This is a genomic window from Streptomyces litmocidini (assembly GCF_014649755.1).
Taxonomy (GTDB): Bacteria; Actinomycetota; Actinomycetes; order Streptomycetales; family Streptomycetaceae; genus Streptomyces; species Streptomyces litmocidini.
Genome location: NZ_BMTQ01000001.1, coordinates 257,705 through 273,972 on the forward strand (window position 1 = coordinate 257,705; position 16,268 = coordinate 273,972).

10 protein-coding genes are annotated in these 16,268 nt (G+C 73.8%); 6 read left to right on the forward strand and 4 right to left on the reverse strand.

Features of this window, described 5'->3' with window-relative positions:
- Positions 1-37: 37 nt before the first annotated feature.
- From IE180_RS01110 to IE180_RS01135, 6 genes are all read left to right on the forward strand, one after another.
- Entirely contained in the window at positions 38-694 is a 657-nt protein-coding gene (locus IE180_RS01110) for a GNAT family N-acetyltransferase (RefSeq protein WP_190154824.1), read from the forward strand.
- A gap of 90 nt (positions 695-784) precedes the next feature.
- Positions 785-1,315, forward strand: a complete 531-nt coding sequence (locus tag IE180_RS01115) for a hypothetical protein (protein WP_190154825.1) — start codon at positions 785-787, stop codon at positions 1,313-1,315.
- 300 nt (positions 1,316-1,615) lie between these two features.
- Positions 1,616-2,287: a spermidine synthase family protein gene (locus IE180_RS01120; RefSeq protein WP_190154826.1), complete on the forward strand. Its 672-nt coding sequence runs from the start codon at positions 1,616-1,618 to the stop codon at positions 2,285-2,287.
- Positions 2,288-2,358: 71 nt separating this feature from the next.
- Positions 2,359-3,096 (forward strand): response regulator transcription factor, encoded by a 738-nt coding sequence (locus tag IE180_RS01125; protein WP_030688813.1) that lies wholly within the window; start codon positions 2,359-2,361, stop codon positions 3,094-3,096.
- Positions 3,093-4,205, forward strand: a complete 1,113-nt coding sequence (locus tag IE180_RS01130) for a HAMP domain-containing sensor histidine kinase (RefSeq protein ID WP_373302631.1) — start codon at positions 3,093-3,095, stop codon at positions 4,203-4,205. The genes IE180_RS01125 and IE180_RS01130 overlap by 4 nt, the downstream gene beginning before the upstream one ends.
- Before the next feature lie 331 nt (positions 4,206-4,536).
- On the forward strand, positions 4,537-8,322 hold the full coding sequence (locus IE180_RS01135; protein ID WP_190154827.1) for a multifunctional oxoglutarate decarboxylase/oxoglutarate dehydrogenase thiamine pyrophosphate-binding subunit/dihydrolipoyllysine-residue succinyltransferase subunit: 3,786 nt from the start codon (positions 4,537-4,539) through the stop codon (positions 8,320-8,322).
- Positions 8,323-8,400: 78 nt separating this feature from the next.
- Here the strand turns inward: IE180_RS01135 and fxsT are convergent, their stop codons facing one another.
- The 4 genes from fxsT to IE180_RS01155 form a co-directional block, all read right to left on the reverse strand.
- The gene (fxsT, locus tag IE180_RS01140; RefSeq protein WP_190154828.1) at positions 8,401-11,418 is read right to left on the reverse strand and encodes an FxSxx-COOH system tetratricopeptide repeat protein; all 3,018 of its coding nucleotides are present in this window, start codon (positions 11,416-11,418) and stop codon (positions 8,401-8,403) included.
- A gap of 59 nt (positions 11,419-11,477) precedes the next feature.
- Positions 11,478-12,755 (reverse strand): aKG-HExxH-type peptide beta-hydroxylase, encoded by a 1,278-nt coding sequence (locus tag IE180_RS37060; RefSeq protein WP_190154829.1) that lies wholly within the window; start codon positions 12,753-12,755, stop codon positions 11,478-11,480.
- Between the two features lie 78 nt (positions 12,756-12,833).
- On the reverse strand, positions 12,834-13,040 hold the full coding sequence (locus IE180_RS01150; protein WP_190155230.1) for an FxSxx-COOH-like cyclophane-containing RiPP peptide: 207 nt from the start codon (positions 13,038-13,040) through the stop codon (positions 12,834-12,836).
- A gap of 90 nt (positions 13,041-13,130) precedes the next feature.
- Positions 13,131-16,262, reverse strand: a complete 3,132-nt coding sequence (locus tag IE180_RS01155) for an SAV_2336 N-terminal domain-related protein (protein WP_190154830.1) — start codon at positions 16,260-16,262, stop codon at positions 13,131-13,133.
- Between the last annotated feature and the right edge of the window lie 6 nt (positions 16,263-16,268).

Sequence of the window (16,268 nt, forward strand, 5' to 3'; positions counted from 1 at the left end):
CCCACGCGCGCCCGCACCGAACAGATGTAATACTCCTATGGATATCTCAGCCATTACTTTAGCCTGGGTGGCGGGCTGGACCGTCTCCCGGGGCACCCCGGCCGCCGTCACCGAGCCCTGGGGCCACCGGATCGACGTCGGCCTGCCCCGGCACGTCGTGCGGCACGTCCTGCCCGCCCCCGACGCGGCCTCCGTCGGCGCGCTCTGCGCCCGGCTGACCGCGCCGTACAGCTGGCTCAAGGTGATGGCGGGCCCCGAGGAGGCGGCGTCCTGGATCACCGACGGATGGACGGTCCCCGACGACCCCGGCTTCATGATGGTCAAGCGACTGGATCCCGGGATCCGTCCCGCGCCGCCCGAGGGGTACGCGCGCACCACCGAGATCGACGGCGGGGTCATCCGGGTCCGCGTCCTCGCCCCGGACGGCACCCTCGCCGCCCGCGGCCAGATCGCCCCGACCGGCCCCACCGCCGTCGCCGACCAGATCGAGACCGACCCCGCGCACCGGCGCCGGGGCCTGGGCGCGAACGTCATGCGCACCCTGGAGGCCGCCGCCGCCCAGGCCGGCGCCGAGACCGGCGTGCTCTCCGCGACCACGGACGGCCGCGCGCTCTACGACTCGCTGGGCTGGCGCCACCGGGGACCCCTCACCGGGATCGTCCGGACGGATCCCGCCGCTCCCCGGCCCGCCTGACGCCCCGGCGCTCCCGACGCCCCGGGGTTCTCCGGCGCCTCCCGCCGCGTCCGGCTGCGCGCGGGGCCCCGGAGCGGGCATGCTCGTCCCATGGTGCGAGGCGTACGGGGTACGGGAACGTGGTGCGGGGCCCTGCTGCTGGCGGGGGCCCTGGTCGGCGGCGCGAGCGGCTGCGGCCCCGGGACGCCGCCCGCGCCCGGCGGGCCGTCGAGCGCGAGCGCGCCGGCCCTGCCGAGCCCCGTGACGGACCCCGGCACACCGGCGGCGGACCCCCAGCCGGGCGAGGTCCTCGTCGAGGTGGTCGTCAGCGGCGGTCTGGCGGGCGTCCGCAACCGGCTCGTCGTCCACTACGACGGCAGCTGGAGCAGCCGCTCCGGCGCCAAGCCGCCCCGGACCGGCAGGCAGACCCCCGCCGAGGCCGCCGAGCTCCGGGCGGCCCTGGAGGACCCGGCGTTCGCCCTGGTCCCGGAGCGCCCGACGGGCAGCCCGATCGCGGACGGCTTCCAGTACGCCGTGACGTACCGCCACCGTCTGGTCGTCGCGGACGACGGCGCCCGCCCGGCCGCCCTCGAGCGCGTCTTCGCCGCCCTGCCGGGGGGCGGCCCGCCGACGAGCCGCTGAACGGGGCCGCGGCGAGGGCCCGCCGCGGGTCCGCCCCGCCCGCGGACGAGGCTCCTTCACGGGTCCCCTCCCCGGACGAGCCACCCGGCCACGGATCCGTCCTGCCCCCGGACGAGACCCCCGGCCACGGATCCACCCCGCCCCCGGACGGGACCCCGACACGGATCCCCTCCGCGGGCGAGCCCCACCACGCGTTCCTCTCCTCCCCCGGCGAGCCCTCGTTATGCGTTTGTCCCGGCCGTCGGCGCCCCGCCAGGATGGCCGGAACGAACCGGACGCACACGAGACCACGGAGTGATCATGACCAGCCCCGTCACCCTCGACCGACGTGAAGGGCCGTACGGAGAAGTGGTGCTCCGCCGCCGCGCCGAGCACTACGAGATCATCGCCAACGGCACCTTCCTGATGGACACCTCCGACGGACGCTCCGAGCGGCTCCTGATCGACGCGGCCCTCGGCGCCCTCCCGGAGGGGTCCCTGCCCGGTGCCTCCGTCCTCGTCGGCGGCCTGGGCGTCGGCTTCTCCCTGGCCCGCGCCGCCGCCGACCCCCGCTGGGGCCGGATCACGGTCGCCGAGCGCGAGGAGGCGATCATCGACTGGCACCGGCAGGGACCGCTCGCGGCGATCTCGGGGGCCGCGCTCGCCGATCCGCGGACCGTGATCCTGCACACGGACCTCGTGACCCACCTCCGCACCACCACCGACACCTACGACGCCCTCTGCCTCGACATCGACAACGGCCCCGACTGGACGGTCACCGAGGACAACGAATCCCTGTACTCGGCCGAGGGGTTGGCGATCTGCGCGGCCCGCCTGAACCCCGGCGGGATCCTCGCCGTGTGGTCCGCGCGGCCGTCCGCCGATTTCGAGGAGTCGTTGCGGAATGCCGGATTCAGCGGGGTACGGACGGAAGAGGTCCCCGTTGCCCGGGGCGTCCCCGACGTGGTCCACCTCGCGGTCCGTCCCGGGTAGCTCCTGGATAGCCGGGACGCCGCCGGTACCTCTAGGCTGCTGCACCGACATCGGCGACGCGAGGCGGGGCAATGGAGCAGACACACACCACTCACCACGGTGCGGCGGCCACTCCGGGGGCCCAGCGGCGCGTCCTGGTGGTCGAGGACGACGCCACGATCGTGGAGGCGATCTCCGCGCGGCTGCGCGCCGAGGGCTTCCTCGTGCAGACCGCGACCGACGGCCCCGCGGCCGTCGACGCGGCCGAGGCCTGGCAGCCCGACCTGATGGTCCTGGACGTGATGCTGCCCGGTTTCGACGGCCTGGAGGTGTGCCGCAGGGTGCAGGCCCAGCGCCCCGTCCCGGTCCTCATGCTGACCGCCCGCGACGACGAGACCGACATGCTGGTCGGTCTCGGCGTCGGCGCGGACGACTACATGACCAAGCCGTTCTCGATGCGCGAGCTGGCCGCCCGGGTGCACGTGCTGCTGCGCCGCGTGGAGCGGGCCGCGCTCGCGGCGGTCACCCCGCGCAGCGGGATCCTGCGCCTGGGCGAGCTGGAGATCGACCACGCGCAGCGCCGGGTCCGGGTCCGCGCGGAGGACGTGCACCTGACCCCGACCGAGTTCGACCTGCTGGTCTGCCTGGCGAGCACCCCCCGGGCGGTCCTCTCCCGCGAGCAGCTGCTCGCCGAGGTGTGGGACTGGGCGGACGCCTCGGGCACCCGGACCGTGGACAGCCACATCAAGGCGCTGCGCCGGAAGATCGGGGCCGAGCGGATCCGTACGGTCCACGGCGTCGGCTACGCGCTGGAGACCCCGGCGCCGTGAGCCGGCCGGGGCCCGGGAGGCCGCACGCGGGACAGGGGCCGCTCCGGCCCCGCCGGATCGTGATCTCGATCAAGACCAAGCTGGGCGCCCTGGTCGTCGGGGCGGTCCTGCTGACCTCCTGCCTGGCCCTGGTGGCGATCCGCACCTCCACCGAGTTCCGCTACATCACGATCTTCGCGATGATCGCGACCCTGCTGATCACCCAGTTCGTGGCGCAGTCCCTGACGGCGCCGCTGGACGAGATGAACACGGTGGCGGGGTCGATCTCGCGGGGGGACTTCAGCCGCCGGGTGCAGGGCGCGGACCGGCGGGACGAGCTGGGCGACCTCGCCTCGACGATCAACCGGATGGCGGACGACCTGGAGGCCGTCGACCGGCACCGCAAGGAGCTGGTGGCCAACGTCTCGCACGAGCTGCGCACGCCGATCGCCGCGCTGCGGGCCGTCCTGGAGAACGTCGTGGACGGGGTGTCCGAGGCCGATCCGGAGACCATGCGCTCGGCCCTGAAGCAGACGGAGCGGCTCGGGCGGCTCGTGGAGACCCTGCTCGACCTGTCCCGTCTCGACAACGGTGTCGTCACGCTCCGGGCGAGCCGTTTCGAGGTGTGGCCGTACCTGTCGGGCGTCCTGCGGGAGGCGAACCTGGCCGCGTCCCAGCGCGGCCTGTCGTCCACCTCGGGGCTGCACCGCCGTACGGACGTGCACCTGCACCTGGACGTGTCGCCGCCCGAGCTGGTCGCGCACGCGGACGCGGAGCGGCTGCACCAGGTGATGGCGAACCTGATCGACAACGCGGTGAAGCACTCCCCGCCGCACGGCCGCGTCACGGTCCGGGCCCGGCGCGGCCCGTATCCGGACTCGCTGGAGCTGGAGGTCGAGGACGAGGGCCCCGGCATCCCGGAGTCGGAGCGGCACAAGGTCTTCGAGCGGTTCAACCGGGGTTCGGCCAAGGACCGGCAGGGGCCGGGCAGCGACGGCGGAACGGGCCTCGGGCTCGCGATCGCCCGCTGGGCGGTGGATCTGCACGGCGGCGGGATCGGAGTGGCCGAATCGTCACGTGGATGCCGCATCAGAGTCACTCTTCCGGGCAGCCTTCCCCTGAGAGGTTGACGTAGGGTTCGAACCGGAAGCGAACGTTCTGCGTGCACGTGAGCAGGACGTACGTCAACGTGAGCGGAACTGCGTCTCCGTGAGCGGGGCCTGTGTCTCCGTGAGCGGGACGCGATCAGGGGTGCGGCCGAACCGGGCCGTGCCGACGCTTCCTCGTACCCTCACACCTGCGGAACCACGGTTGTTTCCCGCCATTCACGGCATCGAAACGCCCTGTCAAGTGTGACTTGCACAACGTTGGACTGCCCGGCCTGCACCTCCCGGCCGGACAGGCGTAGCCTTTATTTCCGCTGTCCATCACCTTGCGAAGCGGAAGAGGGCGGTTGCCGCCGTGTCGTCTCAGTCCCCCAGTACCCCGAGCTCCCCGGCCGACCAAGACGGGCAGGGCGTAAGCCCCGCAGCCGCCTTCGGTGCCAACGAGTGGCTCGTCGACGAGATCTACCAGCAGTACCTCCAGGACCCGAATTCGGTCGATCGTGCCTGGTGGGACTTCTTCGCCGACTACAAGCCCGGAGCGTCGGAGACCCCGGCCGCCCCGGCTCCCACCACCACTCAGAGCGCGCCCGCCGCGCCGCAGGCGGGCCCCGCACAGGCCGCGCCTTCGGCTCCGGCGGCCGTCCCGGCCCCCGCCCCGGCGCCGGCCCCGGCCCCGGCGCCCGTGAAGCCCGCAGCGGCTCCCGCGCCCGCTGCCGCGGCGCCGGCCAAGGCCGCCCCGGCCGCCAAGGCCGCTCCCGCCGCCGAGGCCCCCGCCGGCCCCGAGCTGATCACGCTGCGCGGCCCCGCCGCCGCGGTCGCGAAGAACATGAACGCCTCCCTGGAGGTGCCGACGGCCACGTCCGTCCGCGCCGTCCCGGTGAAGCTGCTCTTCGACAACCGGATCGTGATCAACAACCACCTGAAGCGCGCCCGGGGCGGGAAGATCTCCTTCACGCACCTCATCGGCTACGCGATGGTGCAGGCGATCAAGGCCATGCCGTCGATGAACTACTCCTTCGCGGAGAAGGACGGCAAGCCGACCCTGGTCAAGCCGGAGCACGTGAACTTCGGCCTCGCGATCGACCTGGTGAAGCCCAACGGCGACCGCCAGCTCGTCGTCGCGGGCATCAAGAAGGCCGAGACGCTCAACTTCTTCGAGTTCTGGCAGGCGTACGAGGACATCGTCAAGCGCGCCCGCGTCGGCAAGCTGACGATGGAGGACTTCTCCGGCGTCACGGTCTCCCTGACCAACCCCGGCGGCCTCGGCACCGTCCACTCCGTGCCGCGCCTGATGCCCGGTCAGTCCGTCATCATGGGCGTCGGCTCGATGGACTACCCGGCCGAGTTCCAGGGCACCTCCCAGGACACCCTGAACAAGCTGGGCATCTCCAAGGTCATGACCCTGACCTCGACGTACGACCACCGCGTCATCCAGGGCGCCGCCTCCGGCGAGTTCCTGCGGATCGTGTCGAACCTCCTCCTCGGCGAGGACGGCTTCTACGACGAGATCTTCAAGGCCCTGCGCATCCCCTACGAGCCGGTCCGCTGGCTCAAGGACATCGACGCCTCGCACGACGACGACGTCACCAAGGCCGCGCGCGTCTTCGAGCTCATCCACTCCTACCGGGTCCGCGGCCACGTCATGGCCGACACCGACCCGCTGGAGTACAAGCAGCGCAAGCACCCCGACCTGGACATCACCGAGCACGGCCTCACCCTGTGGGACCTGGAGCGGGAGTTCGCGGTCGGCGGCTTCGCCGGCAAGTCGATGATGAAGCTCCGCGACATCCTCGGCGTGCTCCGCGACTCGTACTGCCGCACCACCGGCGTCGAGTTCATGCACATCCAGGACCCGAAGCAGCGCAAGTGGATCCAGGACCGCGTCGAGCGCCCGCACTCCCGCGTGGAGCGCGAGGAGCAGCTGCGGATCCTGCGCCGGCTGAACGCCGCGGAGGCCTTCGAGACCTTCCTGCAGACGAAGTACGTCGGCCAGAAGCGCTTCTCCCTGGAGGGCGGCGAGTCCGTCATCCCGCTGCTCGACGCGGTCATCGACTCGGCCGCCGAGTCGCGCCTCGACGAGGTCGTCATCGGCATGGCCCACCGCGGCCGCCTGAACGTCCTGGCGAACATCGTCGGCAAGTCGTACGCGCAGATCTTCCGCGAGTTCGAGGGCAACCTCGACCCGAAGTCGATGCACGGCTCCGGCGACGTGAAGTACCACCTGGGCGCCGAGGGCACCTTCACCGGCCTGGACGGCGAGCAGATCAAGGTCTCGCTCACCGCCAACCCCTCGCACCTGGAGGCCGTCGACCCGGTCCTGGAGGGTGTCGTCCGCGCCAAGCAGGACGTCATCAACAAGGGCGGCACCGACTTCACCGTCCTGCCCGTCGCCCTCCACGGCGACGCGGCCTTCGCCGGCCAGGGCGTCGTCGCCGAGACGCTGAACATGTCGCAGCTGCGGGGCTACCGCACCGGCGGCACGGTCCACATCGTCATCAACAACCAGGTCGGCTTCACCGCCGCCCCGGAGTCCTCGCGTTCCTCGATGTACGCGACCGACGTGGCCCGCATGATCGAGGCGCCGATCTTCCACGTGAACGGCGACGACCCGGAGGCCGTGGTCCGCGTCGCGCGGCTCGCCTTCGAGTTCCGCCAGACGTTCAACAAGGACGTCGTGATCGACCTCATCTGCTACCGCCGCCGCGGTCACAACGAGGGCGACAACCCGCAGTTCACCAACCCGCAGATGTACAACCTGATCGACAAGAAGCGTTCGGTGCGCAAGCTGTACACCGAGTCGCTCATCGGTCGCGGCGACATCACCCTCGAAGAGGCGGAGCAGGCGCTCCAGGACTTCCAGGGCCAGCTGGAGAAGGTGTTCGCGGAGGTCCGCGAGGCCACCGCCGCCCCGGCGTCGACCACCGTGCCGGACGCGCAGGCCGAGTTCCCGGTCGCCGTCACCACCGCGGTCTCCCAGGAGGTCGTGAAGCGGATCGCCGAGTCGCAGGTCAACATCCCGGAGCGGATCACGGTCCACCCGCGTCTGCTCCCGCAGATGCAGCGCCGCGCCGCCTCCATCGACGACGGCACCATCGACTGGGGCTTCGGCGAGACCCTCGCCATCGGCTCCCTGCTGATGGAGGGCACCCCGGTCCGCCTCTCGGGCCAGGACTCCCGCCGCGGCACGTTCGGCCAGCGGCACGCGGTCCTGGTCGACCAGGAGACCGGCGAGGACTACACCCCGCTGCTCTACCTGACCGAGGACCAGGCCCACTACAACGTCTACGACTCGCTGCTCAGCGAGTACGCGGCGATGGGCTTCGAGTACGGCTACTCGCTGGCCCGTCCGGACTCCCTGGTCATCTGGGAGGCCCAGTTCGGTGACTTCGTCAACGGCGCGCAGACCGTCGTCGACGAGTTCATCTCCTCGGCCGAGCAGAAGTGGGGCCAGACCTCCGGCGTCACGCTCCTCCTGCCGCACGGCTACGAGGGCCAGGGCCCGGACCACTCGTCCGCGCGCCCGGAGCGCTTCCTCCAGATGTGCGCCCAGGACAACATGACGGTCGCCATGCCGACGCTGCCGTCGAACTACTTCCACCTCCTGCGCTGGCAGGTCCACAACCCGCACCACAAGCCGCTCATCGTCTTCACCCCGAAGTCGATGCTGCGTCTGAAGGCCGCGGCGTCCAAGGTGGAGGAGTTCACCACCGGCGGCTTCCGCCCGGTGATCGGCGACGCGACGGTCAACCCGGCCGACGTCCGCAAGGTCGTCTTCTGCGCCGGCAAGGTCTACTACGACCTGGAGGCCGAGCGCCAGAAGCGCGGCGACACGGAGACCGCGATCATCCGTCTGGAGCGCCTGTACCCGCTGCCGGGTGCCGAGCTGCAGGCCGAGATCGCCAAGTACCCGAACGCGGCGAAGTACATCTGGGCCCAGGAGGAGCCGGCGAACCAGGGTGCCTGGCCGTTCATCGCGCTCAACCTGATCGACCACCTCGACCTGGCGGTCGGCGCGGACATCCCGGCGGGCGAGCGCCTGCGCCGGATCTCGCGTCCGCACTCCTCCTCCCCGGCGGTCGGCTCGGCCAAGCGCCACCAGGCGGAGCAGCAGCAGCTGGTCAACGAGGTCTTCGACGCCTGATCGACCGGAGCACGTACGGAGGCCCGGCACCCCACTCGGGGTGCCGGGCCTCCGGCGTCTCCCGCGTCTGTACGGGGCTCAGCCCAGGTTGGCCTCGAAGTCCCAGTAGGGCCGGTTGCGCTGGCGCGCCGACAGGGTGTGCGGGTGCTGGGCCCCCAGCGTGCGGGTGAGGGTGAGCAGCGCGTCCTCCTCCAGCTTCCCGGCCTCCTCGTTCTCCCTGAGCCCGCGCAGGTCGGTGGCGAGGGCCACCTGGCACGACAGGGTGAGCGGGTGCTCGTTGCCGAGGACGTGCCGGGCCCGGCGGAGGGTGTCCCGGCTGAGCTCGGCCGCGTCGTGCACCCGGCCGTTGAAGTTGCGTGCCGCGCAGGCGTTGAGGGCACAGCCCAGGACCCAGGGGTGATCGGCCCCGAGGGAGGCGGTCAGTCCGGCGAGCGCGGCCTCCAGGATGGCCAGGGCGTCCGCGCGTTCGCCGGACGCCTGGAGGACCAGGGCGGTGTTGGCGAGGACACCGGTGGCGACCGGGTGCGCGGGGCCGAGGAGGGCGCGGTAGCCGGCCTCGGCCTCGTGACTGAGTTCGCGGGCCTGGTCGAGGTCGCCGTGCTCGCGGAGGTAGTTGGCGTAGTTGTTGATGGCGTTGAGCGTGAGGTAGTGCCCGCGGCCGTGCACCTGCTGCATCTGTTCGAGCAGGCTGGCCATGGTGGCTCCGAGGTCCTGCTGGAAGCCGCCCTCGCGGCGCCGGCACAGGGCCAGCTGGGTGCGGGCGTACAGGGTCTGCAGGTGCTGCGGGCCGAGCACCTGCACGTGGCGCAGGACGTTGGCCTCCTGGCGGGCGAGGGCCTCGCGGTACTGGCCGAGCAGTCGCAGGTCGTGCGCGAGGGCGTTGCTGGAGTTGAGGGTGTGGGAGTGGCGCTTGCCGAGGACCCGCTCGCTGAGGGCGAGGGTCTCGACGTCGGACTCGTGCGCCTCCCGGAAGCGGCCGAGCTGCCGCAGGGTGACGCCGAGGTTGTGGCGGGCGACGAGGGTGGAGAACTCGGTGCTGCCGAGGAGCCGTTCGGCGTCGGCGAGGACGCCGCGCTGGAGCCGCTCCGACTCCTTGTACTGCCCGAGGAAGCGCAGGTCGCTGGAGATGGCGCTGCTGGAGAGCAGGGTGCCGAGCTCGTTGGGGGGCTGGGCGGTGGCGAGGCGTTCCCGCTGGGCGAGGTCGAGGTCGTACGCCTCGCGGAAGCGGCCGAAGGAACGCAGGATGTTGCCCTGCTGGGTGGTCAGGTCCAGCATGGGCTGGTCCAGCGGGTCCATGAAGGCGGACCAGTTGTCCCGGATCTTCTCGGCGAGCTGGATGCCGGCCCTGAACTCGCCGCTGCGGAAGCAGTAGCGCAGACAGTTGAGCACGGCGGTCTGGGTGCGCGGGTTGCGGCTGTGGAGCGCGCCGGAGGGTTCCAGGTGGGGCAGGAGTTCGGCGTAGCGGGGCCAGTGCCGGCTGTCCATGGGGTTGCCGGGGTCGGCCTCGGCGAGCAGGGTGCGGACGGCCTGGCGGTGGGCGGCGCGGTGGTCGCCCTCGGTGAGCCGGGCGACGATGTCGTGGACGAGCCGGTGCATGTGCACGGACTCCTGGTGCGGGCCCACCTCGGCGTTGTTGACGGGGCCCCGGGTCTCGCGGGTGAGCACCGAGTAGTTGACCAGCGTGTCCAGGGCCCGGGACCAGGCGGCGAGGTCGGTGACCATCCAGCGCAGGTCCTCGGGGAGATCCGCCTGCGGGTAGGCGCGGATGAGGCCGAGCGGGATGCGGCCGGGGGCGAAGGAGGCGCACAGGCTGAGCACGTCGATGGCCTGCGGCTGGGCGCGTCGGAGCCGGTTGATCAGTATCGACCAGGAGGTCAGGGACGCCTGGGGGAAGCCTTCGCCGGCCGGCTCGACGGCGGAGATCCGCCCGTCGCGGACCATGTGCAGGTATTCGGAGACCTCCATGCGGGACTCGCCGAGCCAGGCCGCGGCCTGGACCAGCGGCAGGGGGACGTCCCCGAACTCGGCGGCGACCTCGTCGGCCTCGGGCGCCGTGACGTGCGGGGCGCGCCGCATCAGGTAGGCGGTCGACTCGGCGCGGTCGAAGCCGGGGATCTCCAGGATGTCGGTGTAGTCGCCCCAGCCGCGGTTGCGCGAGGTGACGAGGACGTGGCCGGGGCCGTGCGGCAGCATGACGTTCGCGCCGTCCGTGTCGTCCCAGCCGTCGAAGACGATGAGCCAGCGGGAGTGCGGGTCGCCCCGGCGCAGCGCCTCGCGGACGGCGCGGATGCGTTCGCCGGGTTCGTTGCCGGTGGAGAGGCCGAGTTCGGCGGCGAGTTCGCCGAAGCGGTCGCGCTGCACGTTGCGGTCGTCGGAGCTGACCCACCACACGACGTCGTAGTCGGAGCTGAAGCGGTGGGCGTACTCGGCGGCGATCTGGGTCTTGCCGATGCCGGACATGCCGAGCAGGGTGCACGCGGCGCTGCCGCGCTCGGCGTCCATGAGCCGTTCCTGGAGCTCGGTGAGCAGGTCGTCCCGGCCGGTGAAGCGCGGGTTGCGGCGCGGGACCTCGCCCCAGATCTCGGGAGGGGTGTCCGGGAAACGGACGAGTGATCCGGCGGGCAGCCGGCGGCCGGTGGGGCGGCGGGGTTCGACGCCGAGCCGGCTGAGCAGCCGGGCTTCGGCCTCCTCCTCGCCGACGCCCCAGAGGCTGACGGGTTCGAGGACGGCGGTGGCCGGCAGCAGGGTCCGGTTGGTGAGGTTGACCGCGGCGAACCGTTCGGCGTGGGAGGCGACGAAGCCGCGCAGGACGTCGTTCCACTCGCCGGCCGCACGGGGGCCGAGCTGGAAGAACCAGTCGTCCAGGACGAGCAGCACCTGGCCGCGCGCGAGCAGCAGGTCGCCGAGCGAGTCCTCCAGGGGCGCCTCGCGCGGCGGGTCCCAGCGCTGGAGGCTCGCCCGGACCCCGTAGGCGTCGAGCCGCTGGTTGATCCAGGTCGCCCACGGACGGTGGTAGCCGGGGAAGACCACGAGGACGTGTTCCGGCGCGCTCCTGGCTCCGTGGTCCGCCGCACCGCCCGATCGCTGTTCCGCCATCTGTCGTGTCTCCCGTCCCGCTCCCGCGCAACGCAGTGTGATGTGCCGTGGGCACAGTGTTACCCAGCGACCAGGGGGGCCGCGCCGAGGCTCGCGTGGTGCATCCTCATGTGACGGACGAACTTCCGCCCGGTCACGGTCAGTTCATCGGATTCAAGCAGGATCCGCAGCGCCCCGCCCACCTGATCGTGGATGTCGTCGAACTGGTGCCCGGCAGCGGTCCGCCAGGCCGTCGGCACCCCCTCGGCGGCGACCGCGCGCCGCCACAGGTCGGCCAGGGCCAGATGCGCGTAGGCGCCGTGCAGCACGCCGGCGAGGGGCCGCGGGTCCGACCGCCAGCCGACCCGGTGCACGGCGTCCCGCCCGGGACCGTAGAGCGGCACGAGTTCGTGGAGCGTCGCGAGCTTGCTGTGGTGCAGCTCGTGCACGAGCGTTTCGGCCATCCCCCACCCCTCGGCGGGCAGCGAGGTCAGTACGGCTCCGGGGGCGGCGCTCAGCGTGGCGCCCAGGTGCCGGGGGCCGCGCGGAACGACCGGGACGACCGCACGGACGCCGCGCGCCACCTCGGCCGCCCGGCCCGGGTCCGTACGGCCGAGGAGGTCCAGGGCCGCGCGCCAGGTGGCGGACCAGGCGGTGTGATCGGTGTCGGCGGGGTCGGCGGCGGCGACCGCCGTGCCGCCGCCCGCGCCGGACGGCACCCGGTACGGGTCGAGGTCGTCCAGGCGCGCGGCGCTGCGGGGCAGCGGCCGGACCGCGCGCCAGCCGGGCCCGCGGCCCGTGAGCACCCCGTGGCGCCGGCCGGTCAGGGTCAGGACGGCGGGTGCGGCGTGACGGGCGCCGTCCGGGTGGAACCGTACGGTCCGCTCGCCGGCGCCGATCCGGACGCGGTCCGCGGCCACCCCCAGCCGGCCCACGCCGGGCAGCGACAGCAGGCCGTCCGGGGTCTCCACGGTGAGGTCGAGCGGGCCGCCGCCGCGCAGGGCGGCGGTGACCGCGAGGCTGTCGAGGTGGCCGAGCAGTCTGTCGAAGGCCGGTCCGGCGGGCTCGGCGAGCGCCCCGGCCAGCCAGGCCCCGGTCGTCGGGTAGTCGAGGACGTCCCGGACCACGGCGGGATGGCGCCGCTCGACCCGTTCGAGCAGTTCCCAGGAGCGCTCGAAGCGGCCGAGCACGCCCGGTTCGACGGACGTCCGGTGCCGGTGGACGCGCACCAGGAGCGCTTTGAGGAGCAGCAGTCGCCGGGCGTGCAGGGCGGACCGCAGCAGTGCGAGCCCGTCCGGGTCGGGGCTGAGCCGCGCCAGCCGGGCGAGGACGGGGGCGGGCGGGGGCGCGGTGTTCACTCCCGCCTCCACGGGCCCACGGCGGGTGATGCGCATCTGACCGAAAACGGCCGGTCGGCGCGGCCGGTCCACCGGAGGTCAGCCGTGGGCCCTGTCCCCGGCGGTCTCCGCCCAGGAATCGGCCAGCTCCTGCGGATGCCAGAGCACCCGCTCGACGGCGGCAGCCAGTTCGGGGTCGTCCATGAAGCGCAAGGTCCGCAGGTCCACGCCGGTGAGGTCGGGAAGGCGCCATGGCCGTTCGCCGCCCCGGTCGGCGCCTGCGACCCGCTTCGTGTGCTCCAACACCCTCGGCTCCTCCTCACCGACCCCTGTCCCCCACGGTCGTAGCGGCGGAGCGGTTCTTCCCGACGCCCCAAAGGCGGAAACCCGTTCGACTCAACTGCGCCCGTGCGCGCCCCCGTTATCAAGCCGTTCCGCCTCCTCTTCCCTCCATGCCCACCAGGGCGGCACGATCCGGCGCCGTTCCTCGCGGGAGAAGCGGTCAGGCCGCGGCCGGGGGTCGGCGCGGACCTCGGCGAGCAGGGCCCTGGTCCGCTCCACGTCCGCCCAGTCCACCGCCACCAGCACGCCGTCGAGCCGCCGCCACTGCTCGGCGGCCTCCTCCAGGACGGCCGCGGCCCGGCCGACGCGGTCCATCAGGTACAGCACCGCCCCCTGGGCGTGGAGCGCCCGTGCCAGGGTGATCGTGCCGGGGGTGTCGCCGTGGGCGGCCCGGGTGTCGTCGGCGGCGTGCCGGAAGGCGGCGAGGGCGCCGACGAGCTGTCCGTCCCGCGCGGCCTCGCTCAGCTGCAGGAGCACCCGGCCCAGCTGGAGCCGGACCCCGGCCCGGGCCGCCGGGTCGCGGGTGGCGCGGACGGCTTCCTCCAGGAGGTGGCGGCTCTCGTACAGGTCCGGCAGGAACCCTGCGCGGTCGAAGCGCAGGGCGAGCACACTGCCGATGAGGATCCTGGTCCGCTCGCGGGCGGCGGCGCCGGCGGGGAGGCAGGTGAGGGCCTCGCGCAGCACGGACTCCGCGCGGTCGACCGGCCGGGTGCCGGTGCCGGCGGCGGCGCGGCGCAGCAGGGACTCGCCCCAGGTGAGCAGGAGCCGGCCGCGCTGTTCGCCCTCGGCGGGGGTGAGGAGGGTGGCCCGCTCGTAGGCCGCGTCGGCGGCCGGTCCGTCGCCGGCGGTCTCGTGCAGCCGGGCGAGCGCCACGGCGTGCCGCAGCCTCAGGGCCCGGCCGTCGCCGAGGAGGGCTTCCGCCCGGTCGAGGACGGGGCCGACGCGGTCGGGGCCCGCTTCGGCGAGGTGCAGGGCGTCGGCGAGGTCGAGCAGGGCCGCGGCGCTCTCCCCGAGGGCGAGGGCCGCGGTGAGTTCCTCGGCCGCCGCGGTGCCGTCGCCGCGCGCCAGGAGCAGCCGTCCGCGGCGCAGGCGCAGGGTGGGCCGGACGGCGGGGGGCCACCGGTCCGCGTCCTCGGCGAGCGCGGAGAGGGCGGCGTCGAGCTGCCGGGGGTCCCCGGTCTCCTGCCACAGGGCGTGCTGGACGACGGCCCGTTCGAGGCGGGCCTCGGCCCAGTGGTCGTCCCCGGGGCGGGCCAGCTCCGCGGCGTGGTCGAGGGTCTCGGCGGCCCGGGCGAGGAGTTCGCCGCGTCGTCCCGCACGCCGGGCGGCCCCCGTGCCCGCCTCCGCGTACATGACGCGGCCGAGGACGACACGGGCCTCGACGGGTGCGGCGGGAAGCGCCTCCTCGGCGCGCTCGCGGGCGGCGGAGAGCAGGGCGGGGTCGGACTGGGCGCGTCCCTGTTCGAGGAGGCGGCGGGCTTCGGTGAGGGGGTCGGGGGTGACGAGGTCGGGGTGGTAGAAGCGGAGCACGCGCGCGGGGATGCGGGCGAACAGTTCCGCCTCGGCACCCTCGCTCCCGGTGGGTTCGTCGGTCTCGTCGGGCGCCGTGACGGGGCCGGGGCCGCCGTCGGCGGGTCCGTGACCGGCGAGCCGGGCGGCGGCGAGCGCCGGGAAGTTCCGCATGCCCTGGCCGAAGTTGCGCTCCACGTAGGCGGAGCAGTGTTTGAGGACGAGAGCGGCGGCACCGGGGTCGAGCGAGGAGAGCAGGAGCTGCTGGACGCCGGGCGGATAGCTGAAGCAGGGGTACGGGGTGGGGCCGGGCAGTCGCCGAAGGAGCCCGCTGAGCAGGACCTCGGCCAGCTCCATCGGCCCGGTGTCGGGCAGCATCGCGCGCTGGACGAGCTGCATGACGGGGAGGGTGAGCGGGGCCGCCGCGAGGTGGACGGCGAGCCGGAGCGCCCCAGGCGAGGCACCCGCCCGGAAGGCGCGCAGGAGTTCCTCGTCGCCGCGCGGCACGCGGGGCGTCCGGGGCGCCGGCGGTCGCGTCGGCTCGGGGGCGAGCCAGGCGGCCCAGCCCCGGACGGTGTCGCCGCCGTGACCGGTGTGGAGCCGGACCCAGGAGGCGAAGGCCTCGGGGGTGGGGGTGAGCACGGGAACGGCCTGCCTGGCCGGATCCGGAACCGCCCAGGGTTCGTCGTCGGAGCGGAAGGCGGCGGGGCCCCCGGGACTCGTGGAACGCTGGAAGGAGCCCGGTTCGGCGGGGAGCGCGGTGCGCGGCCAGAGGCGCGGCGGCAGCGGCTGGACGAGGGCGAGCGGGGAGTGTCGGGGCCACTGGCGCAGGAAGCGCTGGGCGGCGCCGCGCTGCCAGAGGGGTCCGACGCAGTCGCTGACGACGAGGGTGAAGCGGCGCCCGGTGGGGTCGTGGAGCTGGTCGACGGGCCGGAGCCGGGGGCGGCCGTCGGCGCCGGAGGTGGTGGTGACGAGCGGGGGGCCCTCGCCGGTGTCGTACAGACGGTGCACCTGGACGTCGCGGAAGGCGCCGGACTGCTGGCAGGCCTGGCGGAGCTCCTCGACCATGCGGTCCCAGACGACCATGGCGGGGCCGGTGTCCATGAGGAGCTGGATGTCGGGGCGGCGGCCGGCGGCGGGGCGCAGGACGGGCGTCAGGATGCCCGCGGCGGCGCTGCGTTCGGCGGTGGCCTCCTCGTCGAGGGTGCCCTCGCCGGGGCGCGGCGGGGCGGGTGCGTACCCCCGCAGCGGGCGCAGGGCCTTCTGCAGGCCGAGGAGTCCGGGCAGGGCGTTGGCGCCGGGGGCTCGTACGGGCAGGGCGGCGCCCCGTCGCGTCGCCCCGCCCGCGTCGCCGCGCGCTCCGTCCGCCGGGACGGCTCCGGAGCGCATGTGGAGGGCGACGGACTCCCGGGTTCCGGTGCGTCGGGACGGGGACGCGGGCGCACCCGCGGTCGCCTCCTCCGGATCGGCCGGATCTCGCCCCCCGTCGGTGGGTCCGGCGGTCTCCGTGCTCCCGTCGACCGCGCGGGACGGCTGCTCCGGATCAGGGGCCTCCGGTTCCGGCAGCCACTGGGACAGCCAGAGCGCGTCCGCGACCGCCTCGGCGGACGGGTCCGCCCCGCCCGCCCGCAGTCTGCGGGTCAGCTCCTCCAGAGGCGTCCGGTGCGTCCGGTGCATCCGGCC

Coding starts and splice junctions, on each gene's coding strand:
- IE180_RS01155 (WP_190154830.1), bottom strand. CDS start 16,262: ATGCACCGGACGCACCGGACGCCTCTGGAGGAGCTGACCCGCAGACTG.
- fxsT (WP_190154828.1), bottom strand. CDS start 11,418: ATGGCGGAACAGCGATCGGGCGGTGCGGCGGACCACGGAGCCAGGAGC.
- IE180_RS01125 (WP_030688813.1), top strand. CDS start 2,359: ATGGAGCAGACACACACCACTCACCACGGTGCGGCGGCCACTCCGGGG.
- IE180_RS01115 (WP_190154825.1), top strand. CDS start 785: ATGGTGCGAGGCGTACGGGGTACGGGAACGTGGTGCGGGGCCCTGCTG.
- IE180_RS01110 (WP_190154824.1), top strand. CDS start 38: ATGGATATCTCAGCCATTACTTTAGCCTGGGTGGCGGGCTGGACCGTC.
- IE180_RS01120 (WP_190154826.1), top strand. CDS start 1,616: ATGACCAGCCCCGTCACCCTCGACCGACGTGAAGGGCCGTACGGAGAA.